Origin of the sequence: Pseudideonella sakaiensis (genome assembly GCF_048320135.1) — a bacterium.
Taxonomy (GTDB): Bacteria; Pseudomonadota; Gammaproteobacteria; order Burkholderiales; family Burkholderiaceae_C; genus Ideonella_A; species Ideonella_A sakaiensis_A.
Genome location: NZ_CP182947.1, coordinates 576986 through 593212 on the forward strand (window position 1 = coordinate 576986; position 16227 = coordinate 593212).

Annotated in this window: 13 protein-coding genes; 10 read left to right on the top strand and 3 right to left on the bottom strand. The window is 68.1% G+C overall.

Annotated features, from left to right (window positions below):
* Positions 1–22: 22 nt before the first annotated feature.
* The 4 genes from ACNH6H_RS02565 to ACNH6H_RS02580 are packed head-to-tail and all read left to right on the top strand — an operon-like array spanning position 23 to position 4326.
* Complete coding sequence (locus ACNH6H_RS02565) at positions 23–1375, top strand: pseudouridine synthase (RefSeq protein WP_418315371.1); 1353 nt, start codon at positions 23–25, stop codon at positions 1373–1375.
* Positions 1376–1427: 52 nt separating this feature from the next.
* Entirely contained in the window at positions 1428–2636 is a 1209-nt protein-coding gene (locus ACNH6H_RS02570; RefSeq protein WP_418315373.1) for a multidrug effflux MFS transporter, read from the top strand.
* A complete protein-coding gene (gene miaA / locus ACNH6H_RS02575; protein WP_418315375.1) occupies positions 2633–3631 on the top strand; it encodes a tRNA (adenosine(37)-N6)-dimethylallyltransferase MiaA in 999 nt (332 codons plus the stop codon). The genes ACNH6H_RS02570 and miaA overlap by 4 nt, the downstream gene beginning before the upstream one ends.
* A 14-nt stretch (positions 3632–3645) precedes the next feature.
* Positions 3646–4326, top strand: coding sequence for an ABC transporter ATP-binding protein (locus ACNH6H_RS02580; protein WP_418321192.1), 681 nt, complete (start codon positions 3646–3648; stop codon positions 4324–4326).
* 15 nt (positions 4327–4341) lie between these two features.
* Here ACNH6H_RS02580 and ACNH6H_RS02585 read toward each other — a convergent pair whose 3' ends face one another.
* Positions 4342–4731: a DUF4280 domain-containing protein gene (locus ACNH6H_RS02585; RefSeq protein WP_418315377.1), complete on the bottom strand. Its 390-nt coding sequence runs from the start codon at positions 4729–4731 to the stop codon at positions 4342–4344.
* Positions 4732–4844: 113 nt separating this feature from the next.
* On the opposite strand from ACNH6H_RS02585, the gene ACNH6H_RS02590 reads away from it, so the two are divergent.
* Both ACNH6H_RS02590 and ACNH6H_RS02595 read left to right on the top strand, forming a co-directional pair.
* The gene (locus ACNH6H_RS02590) at positions 4845–7454 is read left to right on the top strand and encodes an FtsX-like permease family protein (protein WP_418315379.1); all 2610 of its coding nucleotides are present in this window, start codon (positions 4845–4847) and stop codon (positions 7452–7454) included.
* 41 nt (positions 7455–7495) lie between these two features.
* Positions 7496–8476 (top strand): pyridoxal-phosphate dependent enzyme, encoded by a 981-nt coding sequence (locus tag ACNH6H_RS02595; protein WP_418315381.1) that lies wholly within the window; start codon positions 7496–7498, stop codon positions 8474–8476.
* Positions 8477–8479: 3 nt separating this feature from the next.
* Here ACNH6H_RS02595 and ACNH6H_RS02600 read toward each other — a convergent pair whose 3' ends face one another.
* Positions 8480–9535 (bottom strand): histone deacetylase family protein, encoded by a 1056-nt coding sequence (locus tag ACNH6H_RS02600; protein ID WP_418321194.1) that lies wholly within the window; start codon positions 9533–9535, stop codon positions 8480–8482.
* 56 nt (positions 9536–9591) lie between these two features.
* Here ACNH6H_RS02600 and ACNH6H_RS02605 point away from each other — a divergent pair, with 56 nt between their 5' ends.
* Positions 9592–10725 (top strand): lipocalin-like domain-containing protein, encoded by a 1134-nt coding sequence (locus tag ACNH6H_RS02605; protein ID WP_418315383.1) that lies wholly within the window; start codon positions 9592–9594, stop codon positions 10723–10725.
* A 17-nt stretch (positions 10726–10742) separates the two neighbouring features.
* Here ACNH6H_RS02605 and ACNH6H_RS02610 read toward each other — a convergent pair whose 3' ends face one another.
* A complete protein-coding gene (locus tag ACNH6H_RS02610; RefSeq protein WP_418315385.1) occupies positions 10743–11447 on the bottom strand; it encodes a fumarylacetoacetate hydrolase family protein in 705 nt (234 codons plus the stop codon).
* Between the two features lie 112 nt (positions 11448–11559).
* On the opposite strand from ACNH6H_RS02610, the gene ACNH6H_RS02615 reads away from it, so the two are divergent.
* The 3 genes from ACNH6H_RS02615 (at position 11560) to ACNH6H_RS02625 (ending at position 15936) form a co-directional block, all read left to right on the top strand.
* A complete protein-coding gene (locus ACNH6H_RS02615; RefSeq protein WP_418315387.1) occupies positions 11560–12105 on the top strand; it encodes an NUDIX hydrolase in 546 nt (181 codons plus the stop codon).
* A gap of 103 nt (positions 12106–12208) precedes the next feature.
* On the top strand, positions 12209–14446 hold the full coding sequence (locus ACNH6H_RS02620; RefSeq protein WP_418321197.1) for a type I secretion system permease/ATPase: 2238 nt from the start codon (positions 12209–12211) through the stop codon (positions 14444–14446).
* Positions 14446–15936 (top strand): HlyD family type I secretion periplasmic adaptor subunit, encoded by a 1491-nt coding sequence (locus ACNH6H_RS02625; protein WP_418315389.1) that lies wholly within the window; start codon positions 14446–14448, stop codon positions 15934–15936. The genes ACNH6H_RS02620 and ACNH6H_RS02625 overlap by 1 nt, the downstream gene beginning before the upstream one ends.
* Positions 15937–16227: the final 291 nt, after the last annotated feature.

Sequence of the window (16227 nt, forward strand, 5' to 3'; positions counted from 1 at the left end):
CCCTCCGGACAACCGAGCTGACATGGCAACCATCAAACTGAAACCGCGCAAACCTGCAGGTACCGACGACGAGCGGCGGCCGGCAGGCGCCGCGAAGCCGGCGCGTCCACCGCTGCGCGGCAGCGGCAGCGGCGTGCGCAAACGGCCGACACTGGCCGAGGCGCAGGCGCAGCGCGAGGAGGCCGACCGGCAGCACCAGCAACGCCAGCGCGAGCGCGGCGGCGACCGCGAAGCACCTGCCCGGCCCCGTCGGTCTGGCGAATCGCAAAGCCATTCGCCGCGACCGGAGCGGGAACGCGAGTCGCATGCGGCACCCGAAGCGCGCGGCGCGCGGTCGCCGCAGCGGGAGACACGGCCGCCGCAGCGCGAGGGTCGACCACCGCAGCGTGAGAATCGACCATCGCAGCGCGAGGAACGACCGTCGTCGCGCGAGGAGCGGCCTGCCCGCCGCGACGAGCGGCCGGCACCGAACCGCTCGGCGCGCCGCCCCGAACCGACCTGGAACCAGCCGCCGCCGGCCGGCCCGAACCGCGCCTTTGGCGCTCCGCCGCCGAAGCGGCGCGAGCCGGACCGCGCGGACGAGCGGCCGCCGCAGCCGGCACGTGCTGCCACCGCCAGTTCATCGGCCGACGGCAGCCTGCGGCTGTCGAAATACATGACCGAACTCGGCATCGCATCGCGGCGCGAAGCCGACGAGTGGATCGCGAAGGGCTGGGTCCGCGTCGACGGCCGCGTCGTCAGCGAACTCGGCTCGCGCGTGCTGCGCGGCCAGCAGGTGACGATCGACGAGAAGGCCAGGTTTGTTCAGGCACAGAAGGTCACGGTGCTGATCAACAAGCCGGTCGGTTATGTCAGCGGCCAGGCCGAGGATGGCTACGAGCCGGCCTATGTGCTCGTCAAGCCGGCCAATCAATGGGCCGAAGACCATTCCGGCATCCGCTTCCTGCCGCAGCACCTGCGCAGCCTGGTGCCGGCCGGCCGGCTCGACATCGATTCGGTCGGGCTGCTGGTGCTGACGCAGGATGGCCGCATCGCGAAGCAGCTGATCGGCGAAAACTCGGCGATCGAGAAGGAATACCTGGTCCGCGTCGCGTCGCGCGACGGCTCGCCGCTGTCCGACGAAGGGCTGGCGCTGCTGCGTCATGGCCTCGAGCTCGATGGCCAGCCGCTGCGCGAGGCGCAGGTCGAGTGGGTCAACGACGATCAGCTGCGCTTCGTATTGCGCGAGGGCAAGAAGCGGCAGATCCGCCGGATGTGCGAGGCGGTCGGGCTGCAGGTGCTCGGCCTGAAACGGGTGCGCATCGGCCGCGTGATGCTCGGCGATCTGCCGAGCGGTCAATGGCGTTATCTGCGCCTCGACGAGCGTTTTGACTGAGCCGGCCCAGCACCTGGCCACTTCGAGCGCTGCCGCAGGCCGGCGCCCGCCGATGTCGCCTGCGACGGTCGTCGTGCTGTTGACGCTGCTGCTCGGCATCCAGCCGGTCACCACCGACCTCTACCTGCCGACGCTGCCGCCGCTGCAGTTCGCACTCGACGCCAGTGTCGCGGCGACGCAGCTGACGCTGTCGGCGCTGATCATCTCGTTCGGCATCGCGCAGCTGATCGCCGGCCCGCTCGCCGATCGGTTCGGCCGCCGGCCGCTGCTGCTCGGCGGCCTGGCCATCTATGTCGCAGCGAGCATCGGCGGCATGCTGGCACCGAACATCGAGGCGTTGATCGCCTGGCGGGTGCTGCAGGGCGCGGCGATGGCCGCTGCGGTCAATGGCGGCCGCGCGATCGTGCGCGATCTGTATGGGCCGGCCGAAGGCGCGTCGATGATGGCGCGCGCGCTGTCCGGGCTCGGCTTGTTCGCGCTCGCCAGCCCAATCATCGGCGGCGCGATCGCGCAGTGGTCGAGCTGGCGGGTCGCACTGCTGATGACGGCGCTGTTCGGCGCGGCGACGCTGGTCTTCGTCGCGCGCCGTTTTCCCGAAACGATTCCGGTCACCAACCCGCATGCGACCCGGCTTGCACCAATGGTCGGCAACTGGCGGCAGGTGCTCGCGCACCCGACCTTCCGCGCCTGGGCCGCATTGTCGGCAACGACCTTCGCCGGGCTGTTTCTGATCCTCGCCGGCTCCTCGTTCGTCTACATCGGCGTGCTCGGCATCAGCCGGCTCGAATATGGCCTGCTGATGGCGGCCGGTTCGGTCTCGTACATTGCCGGCACGCTGGCCTGCCGGCGCTGGCTGCACCGGCACGGGCTGCTCGCAACCGTCAAGCGCGGCGCCTGGGTCAGCCTCGCCGGTGGCGTCGGCATGGCCGCCTTCGCGCTGGCCGGCGTGTACACCGTCTGGGCGGTTTTCCTGCCGCAATGCCTGTTCGGCTTCGGCCACGGCATCCACCAGCCATGCAGCCAGGTCGGCGCGTTGGCACCCTTTCCCGACAAGGCCGGCGCCGCATCGGCAATGAGCGGTTTCCTGATGATGCTGACCGCCTTCGTCGCCGGCCTCTGGCTTGGTGAAAACCTCGATGGAACGCCGCTGCCGCTGGGTCTCGGCGTCGGGTTCTTCTGCGTGCTGCTGTTCGTCGTCGTGCGCACGATGGTGGTCCGCCACGGCGAGCCCGCAGCCGCCACATTGCCGGTCGCGCGATGAGCACAGCCGACACCGCTTCGCTGCATTGCCTGTGCCTGGCCGGCCCGACCGGCGCCGGCAAGAGCGCGGCCGCGCTGGCCTTCGCCGCCGCGCTGGCGGATCGTCAGCCGGTCGAGATCGTCAGCGTCGATTCGGCGCTGGTTTACCGCGGCATGGACATCGGCACCGCGAAGCCGACCCCGGCCGAGTTGGCCGCAGCACCTCACCACCTGATCGACCTGATCGAACCCGACCAGAGCTATTCGGCGGCGCGATTCGTCGACGATGCCCGGCAGCAGATCGCGGCGATTCGCGCGCGCGGCCACCTGCCGCTGCTGGTCGGCGGCACGATGCTTTATTTCAAGGCCTTGTTCGACGGGCTCGATGCGATGCCGCAGAGCGAGCCGGCGATCCGCCAGGCAATCGACCGCGAGGCCGCCGAACGCGGCTGGCCGGCGATGCACGCCGAACTGGCGCGTGTCGATCCGCCAACCGCGGCCCGCCTGCCGCCGACCGACAGCCAGCGGATCCAGCGTGCACTCGAGGTATTCCGGATCAGCGGCAGGCCGCTGTCCGAATTCCATCAGAAAGCCGGACCGAAACCTGCCGAGACACCGCCACTCGTCTCGCTCGAACCGGTCGACCGCGGCTGGCTGCACCAGCGAATCGCCGCGCGTTTCGACCAGATGCTCGCCGACGGATTGATCGACGAGGTGCGGCGCTTGCGCGCACGCGGCGACCTCGACCTGGCGCTGCCGTCGATGCGCTGCGTCGGATACCGCCAGGTCTGGGAAGCACTGGATGCAGCCGGCGACCGCGAACTCGACGACAACGCGACCGCGCTGCTGCGCGAGCGGGCGATCGCCGCGACGCGCCAATTGGCGAAACGCCAGCTGACCTGGTTGCGCAGCATGCCGCAGCGCCATGTCGTTGCCTGCGAAGCCGGCGATGCCCTCGCGCAGACGTTGGCCACGCTGGAACGCCTGCGCCCGCAGTTGCCGGGCCATCCCGCGTGATGGTGGCCGGCCAGATGCTCGACGTGCGGCAGTTGGCGAAGCGCCACGGGCAGACGCCGGTGTTCAGCGGCGTCGATCTGACGGTCGGCGCCGGCGAGTTTGTCGCGATCCTCGGCGAGTCAGGGGTCGGCAAATCGACGCTGCTGAACTGCATCGCCGGGCTCGACACGATCGATGCGGGCAGCATCGAGATCGACGGGCAGCGCATCGACCAGCTCGACGACACGGCGCTGGCCAGGCTCAGGCGCGCCAGGCTCGGTTTCGTCTTCCAGGCCTTCCACGTGCTGCCACACCTGACGGTGGCGCAGAACGTCGGGCTGCCGCTGATGCTGATCGGGCTGCGCGAGCGCGACGAGCACGACCGCCGGGTCGACGAGGCGCTGGCCGCGGTCGGGCTCGGTGAATTCGGCAAACGGCTGCCGCAGACGCTGTCCGGAGGCCAGTTGCAGCGCGTCGCGATTGCGCGCGCGATGGTGCACCGGCCGCGACTGATCCTTGCCGACGAGCCGACCGGCAACCTCGATCCGACCACCGCCGAACGGGTGCTCGCGGTACTGGTCGATCAGGTGCGCAGCCACCAGGCCGCATGCGTCTTGGTGACCCACTCGCGCAGTGCCGCGCAGCATGCGGATCGGGTCCTCGAGTTGACGCCGACCGGGATCACTTGCCCGGCGGGGCTTGCCGGCCGGTGCTGAACCGAGTTCCGCCGCTCAGGGAATCGCTTCGGTCATCTGACCTTCGATGGCGATTTCGATCACGCCGCCCCAAGCACACATCAGCTTCGACGACTTGTTCAATGCCGGCATGAATTTCAGGATCACCGTCGGTGAACCGGCCGCCCACGGCGCCGGTGTATTCGGCACGCAGGCCGCTGGCGTCGGTGTTCCGAGCGCCGCGGCCGTCGCCGCAATCACGGTCGGGTTCAATTTCGCGTTGCACAGCGGGAACGGCATGATGTTGATGAACGGCTTGTGGTCCATGATGTTCGCCGCCGGCATGAAACTCGTCAGGCACTGCTTGTCCGGCAACACCATCAGCGTGCTCGGGCCGATGCCCATCGAGCATTTCAGCATCGCACCGTGACAGACATGGTTTGGCATCGCGGTCTCCTCCTTTGCAGCTCGCCGAGGGCCGGCGGGCAAACGGGCACGGTTCAATATAGACCGATGTCCGGCGATGACCAAATGAAGCAGCGCAGCGACGGGGCAATGCCATGACCGATGTCACGGCATCGCGCGCCGTCGCACCGCTGATCGAACTGCGCTGGCAGCTCGCGCAGCTGTCGTGGCCCGAACTGCGGCATCAGCCTTGGCGGCACCTGACCGCGCTGCTCGCGGTCGTGCTCGGTGTTGCACTGGCGTTTTCGGTGCACCTGATCAACGATTCGGCGCTTGGCGAATTCAGCGCCGCGGTGCGCAGCGTCAACGGCCAGCCGGATTTCGAATTGCGGGCGCAGCGCGCCGGCTTCGACGAAAGCGTTTATGCACGGGTGGCCAGCGACCCCCGTGTCGCGGCGGCGAGCCCGGTAATCGAACTGGAAACGCAGGCGTGGGACAGCCGCGGCGAGCGCTTTTCGCTGCGCGTGATCGGCATCGACCCGCTGGCGGCGGCGCGGCTGTCGCCGGATCTGCTGCCGCAGCGCAGCCGCACCGATCGCGGCAACGGCAGCGGAAATGGCGCGGCCGAGCTGCTCGATCCCGATGTCGTTTATCTGAACGGCGCCGCCCGGCAACGCCTGGCCAGTGCGGGCAGCGATCTGCCGCAGCAGATCGGGATGCAGTCGGGGATAGCAGTGCTCACGTTGCCGATCGTCGGCCGGGTTGCAGCCGGCGGGCCGCCGCTGGCGGTGCTCGACATCGCCGGGGCCCAGGCGCATTTCGGCTGGCTCGGCCGGCTGTCGCGCATCGACGTGCGGCTGGTGCCGGGCGCCGACCGCGAGACGCTGCTGCGTGACCTGGCGTTGCCGAGCGGCGTCCGGGCGGCGCTGCCGGACGAATCGGCGCAACGCGTCTCGAATGTCTCGCGTGCCTACCGCGTCAATCTGACGGTGCTGGCGCTGGTCGCCTTGTTCACCGGCGCCTTCCTGGTATTTTCGATCCTGTCGCTGTCGGTCGCGCGGCGGCTGCCGCAGCTGGCGCTGCTCGGCGTGCTCGGGCTGGGTGCCAACGAGCGGCTGCGGCTGATCGTCGCCGAATCGGTTCTGCTCGGCCTGCTCGGCAGCCTGCTCGGGCTGGCGCTTGGCACCGCGCTGGCGACGCTTGCATTGCGGCTGCTCGCCGGCGACCTCGGCGGTGGTTATTTCCCCGGCGTCACGCCGACCCTGCATTTCAGCGCAATCGCCGCCGCGATGTACGGCCTGCTGGGCATTGCCGCAGCGGTGGTCGGTGGCCTGCTGCCGGCACGCATCGCGCAGTCGATTGCGCCGGCGCAGGTGCTGAAGGGGCTCGGCGCCGCCGATCAGACAGCTGGCCGGCCCTGGCTCGGGCTGCTGCTGCTCGGCATCGGCGGCGCACTGGCATTTGCGCCGCCGATTGCCGGGCTGTCGCTGGCGGCCTATCTGGCGGTCGCGCTGCTGCTGCTGGGCGGCATCGTCGCGGTGCCGAGTGGCGTCGGCCTGCTGCTGCGCGCCGTCGCGCCGCCGCGCCGGCCGCTGGCGCTGCTGGCGGTGCAGCGGGCACGCCATCAGCGCCACAGCGCGACGATTGCGGTCGCCGGCGTCGTCGCCAGCCTGGCGCTCGCGGTGGCCCTGACGGTGATGGTCGCGAGTTTTCGTGACTCGGTGACGCAGTGGCTCGATACGGTGCTGCCGGCCGACTTGTATGCCCGCACGTCCGGCAGCGGTGGCGCCGACAATTCATTCTTGCCGCCCGAACTGGTCACGGCAATCGGCCAACTGCCGGGCATCGAGCGACTCGAGGCGCAGCGGGTGACGCAGATCCAGATCGATCCGCAGCAGCCGGCGGTCGCGCTGCTGGCGCGGCCAGTGCCCGAGCCGGCACGGCGCCTGCCGCTGGTCGGCGGGCTGCAGCCGGTACCTGCCGGCGCGATTGCCGCCTATGTCAGCGAGCCGATGGTCTCGCTGCACGGCGCGCGCGCCGGCCACCCGTTCAGTCTGCCGCTGCCCGATGGCCGGCGCGTCGATGTGCACATCGCCGGCGTCTGGCGCGACTATGCGCGGCAAAGCGGCGCGGTGCTGCTCGACGCGGCCGATTACCAGCGCCTGACCGGTGACCGGCGCATCAATGACCTCGCGATCTGGCTGCAGCCCGGCGCGGCGATGGCCGAGTTGCAGCAGGCCATCCACCGGCTGGCCGCCACGGCGGCCGGCCAGACCGGCGACGGCGCCGCGGCTGAACTGATCGACTTTGCATCGGCAGGCGAACTGCGCGCGACCTCACTGCGCATCTTCGACCGCAGTTTTGCCGTGACCTACTGGCTGCAGGCGGTCGCGATCGGCATCGGGCTGTTCGGCATCGCCGCGAGCTTCTCGGCACAGGTGCTGGCGCGGCGCAAGGAATTCGGCCTGCTCGCCCACCTCGGTCTGACGCGGCGCCAGGTGCTGGCGCTGGTCGCCGCCGAGGCGGCGGTCTGGACCGCGGCCGGCGCGGTGCTCGGCCTGCTGCTCGGCATCGCGGTCAGCGTGATCCTGGTCAAGGTCGTCAACCCGCAGAGTTTTCACTGGACGATGGAACTGGTGCTGCCGGCCGGCCGGCTGGCGATCCTGTGCCTGGCAGTGATGGTGGCCGGCACGCTGACCGCGTGGCTGTCGGCCCGCGCGGCCGGCGGCCGCGACATGGTGCTGGCGGTCAAGGAAGACTGGTAGCGCCGGCGGCAGTTGCCAGGAAATGCTGTACAAGAGCGCCCATGCTGCAATTCGATGATGTCCGGGCCGCCGCCGCCCGCCTTGCCGGCGTTGCCCATCGCACGCCGGTGGTTCGCTCGCGCACGCTCGACGAGTTGCTCGGCATGCAGGTGCTGCTGAAATGCGAAAACCTGCAACGGATGGGCGCGTTCAAATTCCGCGGCGGCTACAACGCCGTCAATGTGTTGAGCGATGCCGAGCGCGCCCGCGGCGTCGTCGCCTTCTCTTCTGGCAACCATGCGCAGGCGGTGGCGCTGGCCGCACGGCTGCACCGCTGCGCGGCGACGATCGTGATGCCGCACGATGCGCCGCCACTGAAACTCGCGGCAACCGGCGGCTATGGCGCCGAGGTCGTGCTCTACGACCGCTATACCGAAGACCGCGATGCGATCGCCGCCCGCCTCAGCGAACAACGCGGCAGCGTGTTGATCCCGCCGTTCGACCACCTGCCGGTGATGGCCGGCCAGGGCACGACGGCGCTCGAACTGATCGAGCAGACCGAAGCGGATGGCCCGCTCGACGCATTGATCGTCTGTACCGGCGGCGGCGGGCTGCTGTCGGGCTGCGCGGTCGCCGCAAAGGCCTTGCAGCCGGCGATCAAGGTTTATGGCGCAGAACCGGCGCGCGGCAACGATGTGCAGCAGTCGCTGCGCAGCGGCCGGATCGTCAAGCTGGACGAGGTGCCGCGGACGATCTGCGACGGCCAGCAGACGCAGGCAACCGGCCCGCAGCCGTTCGAGGTGATCCGCGAACTGGTCACCGACATCCTCGATGTGCCCGATCCGGTCGTTGTCGAGGCGATGCGATTCCTGTTCGACCGGATGAAACTCGTCGTCGAACCGTCCGGCGCCTGCGCGCTGGCCGCGCTGATGCAGCACCGCGAGCGTTTTGCCGGCCAGCGCGTCGGCGTCACGCTGTCGGGCGGCAACATCGGCATCGACCGCTTCGTCGCGCTGGTCACTGGCGTTGAACGGGTCGACTGACGCTCACGCTGCGTCGCTGAAGCCTTCCAGGATATTGACCAGGTTGACGCCGATCTCGTCGACCGCATATCCGCCTTCGAAGACCCAGACCAGCGGCAATGAGCCGACCGCGCGGCGGATGTCGCGGCCGATATCCAGGTAGTCGGCGCTGCGCAGGCGAAAACCCGAGATCGGGTCGCCCTCGAAGGTGTCGACGCCGACGGCGATCACCAGCGCCTGCGGCGCAAAACCCGTCACCGCATCGAGCGCTGTCGCCAGCGCGGCGCGCCAGTCGGCAAAACCGGTGCCGCGCGGCAGTGGCAGGTTCAGGTTGAAGCCAACGCCCGCGCCGGCGCCGCGTTCGTCGGCAAAACCGAGGTAGAACGGGTATTCGGTGCGCGGATCGCCGTGCAGCGAAATCGTCTGCACATCGGCGCGCTCGTAGAAGATCGATTGCGTGCCGTTGCCGTGGTGATAGTCGATGTCGAGCACGCTGACGCGCTCGCAGCCGCTGTCGCGCAGCACCTGCGCCGCCAGCGCCGAGTTGTTCAGGAAGCAGTAGCCGCCGAAGAACTCGGCGCCGGCATGGTGGCCAGGCGGGCGCGACAACGCCAGCGCACTGCCCGCCTCGCCGGCGGAGACGGCGCGCGCGGCGGCGAGCGCGCAGGCCGCGCCTTCGCGGGCCGCCGTCCAGCTGCCGGCGGTCAGCGGCGTGCCGGCATCGAAGCTGTACAGGCCCACCCGGGCCGAGAAGTTGGCCGGAACAATGTCGCGCCGCATGCCACGCACCGGCCAGACCGACGGCAATACGTCGTATTCGGCGTTCGCCGGATCGATCGCCAACCACTGGTCCCAGGCGGTGGCGAGGAACTGCAGATAGTCCGGCGCATGGACCGTGAGCAGCGCGGCGTCGAGCCCGTCGGCTGGCGCCTGGCGTTGCTCGCCGAGCGGCCGGCGCGCCAGTTCAGCCAGCACATGGTCGACACGTTGCGGCACTTCGACACACGGCACCAGCCGGCCGCGGAACATTTCCTGCCGGCCGTGGTGCAGGTGGTGCATTGCATTGGCATAGATCAGCATGCGGCTCTGGTGATCGGCAACGGTAGAGTTCTGATGATGTGTCATGCTCGGCTTCGATGCTGCGACGACGTTTTTGTTCAACCCCGCTGATCGCCGCAGCCGGCAGCTGGCCGGCGCTGGCGATCGGCGCGGCAGCGAGCCCGCCTGGCGGCGAAACCGCACGCGGCGTCTCGCGCCGACCGCTGGTGTTTCCCGCCGATTTCGGCGCCCATCCCGATACCCGCATCGAGTGGTGGTACATCACCGGCGCGCTGACGGTCGACGGGTCCGGGCAGCCCACGCCGGCATTCGGCTTCCAGCTGACCTTTTTCCGCGTCCGCACCGGCATTGCGCCCGATCATCCGAGCCGGTTTGCCGCGCAGCAACTGGTGCTCGCCCACGGTGCATTGAGCAGCGTCGCCGAGCGCCGGCTGCGCCATGACCAGGCAGCGGCGCGCAGCGGCTTCGAGGTGGCCGACGCAAAAACCGGGGATACCGAGGTCTGGCTGCGCAACTGGCGGCTGCGCCGCGAGGGCATCCCGGCGGCGAGCCGCTACGCTGCCCGCATCGACAGCGTGGACGCCGGTTTCGGCTTCGAGCTGAGTTTTGAGTCGACTCAAGCGCTGCTGTTGCAGGGCGACGCCGGTTATTCGCGCAAGGGCCCGCAGCCGGCGCAGGCCAGCCATTACTACAGCCAACCGCAGCTGCGAGCGGCCGGTAGGCTGTCGATTGACGGCAAGCGTCTCGCGGTGCAGGGCAAGGCCTGGCTGGATCACGAATGGAGCAACAGCCTGCTTGCCGCCGATGCGGTCGGCTGGGACTGGATCGGCATCAATCTCGACGACGGCAGCGTCTTGACGGCGTTCCGGCTGCGCCGCGCCGACGGCAGCGCGCTGTATGCCGGCGGCAGCTGGCGCCAGCCAGGAAACCCGGGTCGCAATTTTGCCGCCGACGAGGTCGTCTTCAGCGCCCGGCGGCGCTGGCGCAGCCCGCACACCCAGGCCGACTATCCGGTCGAATGGCTGATCGAGACGCCCGCCGGCCGCTTCCATCTCGAGGCCTTGTTCGACGACCAGGAACTCGACAGCCGGCGCAGCACCGGCGCCGTCTACTGGGAAGGCCTGAGCCGCTTGCGCGACGCCGGCCGCGGCCGGCTGCTCGGCCATGGCTACCTCGAGATGACCGGCTACGCGGCGCCGCTGCAGATCTGACAGCAGCGCGCCTCGGGTCAGTCGACGATCTGCAGCCGCAGGCTGCCGACGCCGTCGACCGAAGCCTCGAGCAGGTCACCGGCTACAACCGCCGCAACCCCTTCCGGCGTGCCGGTGAAGATCAGGTCGCCGGGTTCCAGCGTCCAGGCCTTCGACACATGCTCGATGATCTCCGGCATGCTCCAGATCAGCTTGCCGATCACGCTGCTCTGGCGCACTTCGCCGTTGACCTTCAATTCGATCTTCGTGTCCGGCGTGATGCTGCAGTTCGCAGCGCTGACCAGCGGCCCGATCGGCGCCGACTGCTCGAAGGATTTGCCGATCTCCCACGGCCGCCCTTCCTTCTTCATCTGGCCCTGCAGGTCGCGGCGCGTCATGTCGAGACCGACGCCATATCCCCAGACATGGTCCATTGCATCGGCGGCGGCGATGTCGCGCCCGCCCTTGCCGATCGCCATCACCAGTTCGACCTCATGGTGCAGGCTTTTCGTCAGGCTCGGATAGTGCATCCGGCCGGTTTCGCCTTCGGCAACGACCAGCACATTGTCGGCCGGCTTCAGGAAGAAGAACGGCGGCTCGCGGCCGGTAAAACCCATCTCGATCGCATGTTCGACATAGTTGCGGCCGACGCAATAAACCCGCCTGACCGGAAACGACGCATCGGCGGCTTCGCCGCGCACCGGTATCACAGCCGCGCGCGGCGCGGGAATCACATGGCTCATCACTCTCTCCTGTTGGCTTGTTCTGCTTGCGCCGAATGATGCCATGCCGACCCGCGGGCGATGCCGTGCCGGCTCCTCGGACGGCACCGATTGCACCGCTACACTCGACGCCATGCTTGAAATCCGATCGATCCGGCACTGCCGAAGCTGCGGCAACAAGGTGCGTTACGAAGTACCGCCGGACGACAACAGGGAACGGGCTGTGTGCAGTGCCTGTCGCACGATCCATTACGAGAATCCGCTGAACGTCGTCGGCACGCTGCCGGTCTGGGGCGAACAGGTGCTGCTGTGCAAACGCAACATCGAGCCGCGTCATGGCATGTGGACGCTGCCGGCAGGGTTCATGGAGCAAGGCGAGACGACGGCCGAAGGCGCGCTGCGCGAAACCATCGAGGAGGCCGGCGCGCATGTCGAGATGCAGGGCCTGTACACCCTGCTGAACGTGACCCGCGTCAGCCAGGTCCACATGTATTACCGGGCGCGACTGCTCGACACCGACTTCGCGCCCGGGCCGGAGACGATCGAGGCAAGACTGTTCCGCGAACACGAGATTCCGTGGGAGCAACTGGCATTTCGCACCGTGCGGGCGACACTGCAGTTTTTTTTCGAAGACCGCCAGACAGGTCAATTCACGCTGCACTGTGCCGATATAGCCTGACAGGAGCGAATTCCCACCAATGTCGAATGCCACTTCAACCACACCGCTCGTTCCTGCGGCTGCCGCTGCACCCACGCCGCAAAAGGTGACTGCCAACATCAGCATGGCGCCACCGGAGGGTCCAGCCGCCGCACGCCCAGCGGCGGCCGGCAACCCGCCGCAAGCCGGCAACGGGCCGGTCATTGCCGAAGTTCAGCGGTTGCGCGAAGACCTGATCCATCCCGATCCGCTGCTCGATTGCCTGGTCGAGATCTGCCGGCTGCACGGCAGCCCGGCAACCCGGGCATCGCTGTCGGCCGGCCTGCCGCTCGGCAATGGCCGCGGCGCGCGGATGACACTCGATCTGGCCGAACGGGCCGCCGCACGCGCCGGCATGACGACCAAGCTGCAGCGCATCGCGCTCGATCAGATCGACGCGGCGACGCTGCCGACCATCCTGGTCCTCGCGAACAACCAGGCCTGCGTGCTGCTCGGCTGGGAAGACGACGGCGAGGTCGCCCGGCTGCTGCTGCCCGAGACCGGCCAGGGCGCGGTGACGATGACGCTCGAACAGCTGGCCGAGCGCTACATCGGCGTGACGCTGTTCGTCAGGCCTCATTTCCGCTTCGACAAGCGCACGCCCGAGGTGCGCAAGATCAAGTCCGAACACTGGTTCTGGAGCGCGGTGCTGCAGCAGCGCGGCGTCTACCGAGACGTCTTGTGGGCGGCGCTGCTGGTCAACGTGTTTGCGCTGGCGATTCCGCTGTTCTCGATGAACGTCTACGACCGCGTCGTGCCGAACAATGCGGTCGAGACGCTGTGGGCCTTGTCGATCGGCGTCGTGCTGATCATCTGCGCCGACCTCTTCATGCGGATCTTGCGCAGCCACTTCGTCGACGAGGCCAGCGCGCGGATCGACGTGAAGATCTCGGCGACGCTGATGGAGAAGGTGCTCGGCATGAAGCTCGAGAACCGGCCGCAGTCGATCGGTTCGTTCGCATCGAATCTGCGCGGCTTCGAGCAGGTGCGCGACTTCATCGCATCGGGCACCGTGACGACGCTGATCGATCTGCCGTTCGCGCTGCTGTTCATCGCGGTGCTGGCGTGGATCTCGCCGTGGCTGGCGATCCCTCCGGTGATCGCGTTCACGTTGATCATGATCATGGGCTATGTGATGCAGCACCGGCTGCACGAGCTGTCCGAAACGACCTACAAGGCCGCTGCCGCGCGCAACGGCGTACTGATCGAGAGCCTCGGAGGCATCGAGACGATCAAGTCGCAGGGTGCGGAAGGCGTGATCCAGTCGCGCTGGGAGCGCACCAACCTGTTCCTCGCAAAGACCAACGTGAAGATCCGTGCGTTGTCGTCGCGGGCGATGTACATCACGAACACGATGACGCAGTCGGTCTGGGTCGTGATGATCGTGATCGGCGTCTACCTGATCAGCCAGCGCGAGCTGACGATGGGTGCGTTGATTGCTGCCAGCATGTTGTCGTCGCGCTCGCTGGCGCCGGCCAGCCAGATCATCGGCCTGCTGATGCAGTACCAGGGCGCACGCACCGCGCTCGAGTCACTGAACAAGGTGATGGACAACGAGGTCGAGCGCCCGGAAGGCAAGACCTTCATCCAGCGGCCGATGCTGCGCGGCGATATCGAGTTCCGCAATGTCCGCTTCAGCTATCCGGAGCGCAAGGATTCGGCGCTCGAAGGCGTCAGCTTCAAGATCGCCGCCGGCGAGCGGGTGGCGCTGATCGGCCGCGTCGGCTCCGGGAAATCGACGATCCTGCGGCTGATCATGGGCCTGTACCAGCCGACCGACGGCGCAGTGCTGCTCGACGGCATCGACCTGCGCCAGCTCGACCCGGCCGACGTGCGGCGCAACGTCGCCAGCGTCTCGCAGGACGTCACGCTGTTCTACGGCAGCCTGCGCGACAACATCACCTTCGGGCTGCCGTATGCCGACGATTCAGCGGTGGTTGCCGCAGCCGAGGTCGCCGGCCTCGCCGAGCATGTGAACCGCCACCCGGAAGGCTTCGACATGCCGGTCGGCGAACGCGGCGAATCGCTGTCCGGCGGACAGCGGCAAAGCGTTGGCATCGCCCGCGCGCTGCTGCACAATTCTCCGATCCTGCTGCTCGATGAGCCGACCAGCGCGATGGACTTCTCGACCGAAGGGCAGATCACCAACCGGATGGCTGCCTTTGCCCAGGACAAAACGGTGGTGCTGGTGACGCACCGCACCTCGATGCTGGCGATGGTCAACCGCGTGATCGTCATCGACGGCGGCAAGGTGGTCGCCGACGGGCCACGTGAGCGCATCATGGAAGCCCTGGCCAGCGGCCGCATCGCGAGGGCTGCATGATGGAACAGAAGATCACCGTCAAACGTCCGGCAGCTGCCAAACCGTCCGGCCCCGATCCGCGGCCACGGGTGCTGGTGCTGATGCACCGCGCCGGAGTGGCGGTACTCGAGCCGATCCGCAAGCTGTTGTCGCCGCTGACGCGGCGCATCCTCGGCAGCGGTGCCGGTGACGAGGCCGAGCTGTCGGCGCAATTCGCCAAGTTCGAGCTCGAGGCCGACGTCGTGATGTCGCGCCGCAAGACCCAGCGCGCCCAGGTGATCGTCCGCTCGGCGATCGGCGTGCTGGTGATGCTGATCGTCTGGGCCTCGCTGGCGCATGTGCAGGAGGTGACGAAGGGCGACGGCCGGGTGATCCCGTCGCGCCAGCTGCAGGTCGTGCAGTCGCTGGACGGCGGCGTCGTCTCGGAGATTCTGGTCCGCGAGGGCGATGTCGTCGAGGAAGGCCAGCTGCTGCTGAAGATCGACGAGACCCGCGCCACCTCCGGCGTGCGCGAAAGCGCCGCCCAGGGATTTGCGCTGCGCGCCCGCCTGGCTCGCCTGCGCGCGCTGGCCGAAGGCACGTCGTTCAAGCCGCCGAAGGTCGAATCGAAGGGTGGCGAGGAGGATCGCATCCTCGACGAGGAGCGCAGCCTGTACGAAAACAAGCTGTCCGAGCTCAATACGATGGTTGCGATCAACCGCCAGCAGGTGCTGCAGCGCCGCCAGGAACTGAGCGAGGTGACGGCCCGCAGGCAGTCGGCCGAACGTTCGCTGGCGATGAACCGCCAGGAACTGAACAAGACCAAGCCGCTGCTGTCCAGCGGCGCGGTGTCGGAAATGGACATCCTGCGGCTGGACCGAGAAGTGTCGCGCAGCCGCGGCGAGGTCGAACAGGCGAATGCGCAGATCTCGCGCGTACAGGCGTCGATCCGCGAGGCCGAGCGCAAGGTGCAGGAAACCGAACTGGCCTTCCGCAACGAGGCGCGGCGCGACATGGCCGACGTGATGGGCAAGCTCAATGCGCTGAGCGAGGGCCAGGTGGCGCTGCTCGACCGGGTCGACAAATCGCAGGTGAAGAGCCCGGTGCGCGGCCGGGTGCAGCGGCTGCTCGCCAATACCGTCGGCGGCGTCGTGACGCCGGGCAAGGACATCGTCGAGATCGTTCCGCTCGACGACCAGCTGGTGCTCGAGGCGAAGGTGCAGCCGAAGGACATCGCCTTCATCCACCCGGGCCAGCATGCCACCGTCAAGTTCACCGCCTACGATTTCTCGATCTACGGCGGTCTCGATGCGACGGTCGACAACATCAGCCCGGACACCACCGTCGATGAACGCGGCAATGCGTTCTACCTGGTGCGGGTGAAAACCAGCAAACCCAACTTCAACGCGAAGATGCCGATCATTCCCGGCATGACCGCCGAGGTCGACATCCTGACCGGCAACAAGACGGTGTTGTCGTATCTGCTGAAGCCGGTGCTGAAGGCCAAGGCCTACGCGTTGACCGAGCGCTGACCCCCGCTTTGCGCCGATTCCGTGACCTGTGTCACGGCTGGCAAGTCTCTCGTCGCGCTTTCGCTCAAGTCAGGCCGATTGCTGCCGAAGCCGATGGACCGGTTTCCTGCCGGGAGGCCAGCCAGCCCACATCGGCTGGCGGCCGTCATCAAACCGCTGTTCTTATTGCGCCGGATAGGCCATGATTGGCGAACTGCATCACGAAATTCGCTGCGTAATGATTAGATAAGACCCCCCATACGGTTCGCCGTTCTGAAACAATTTGTTCGACTCTGGCCTTGCCAGTCCCCA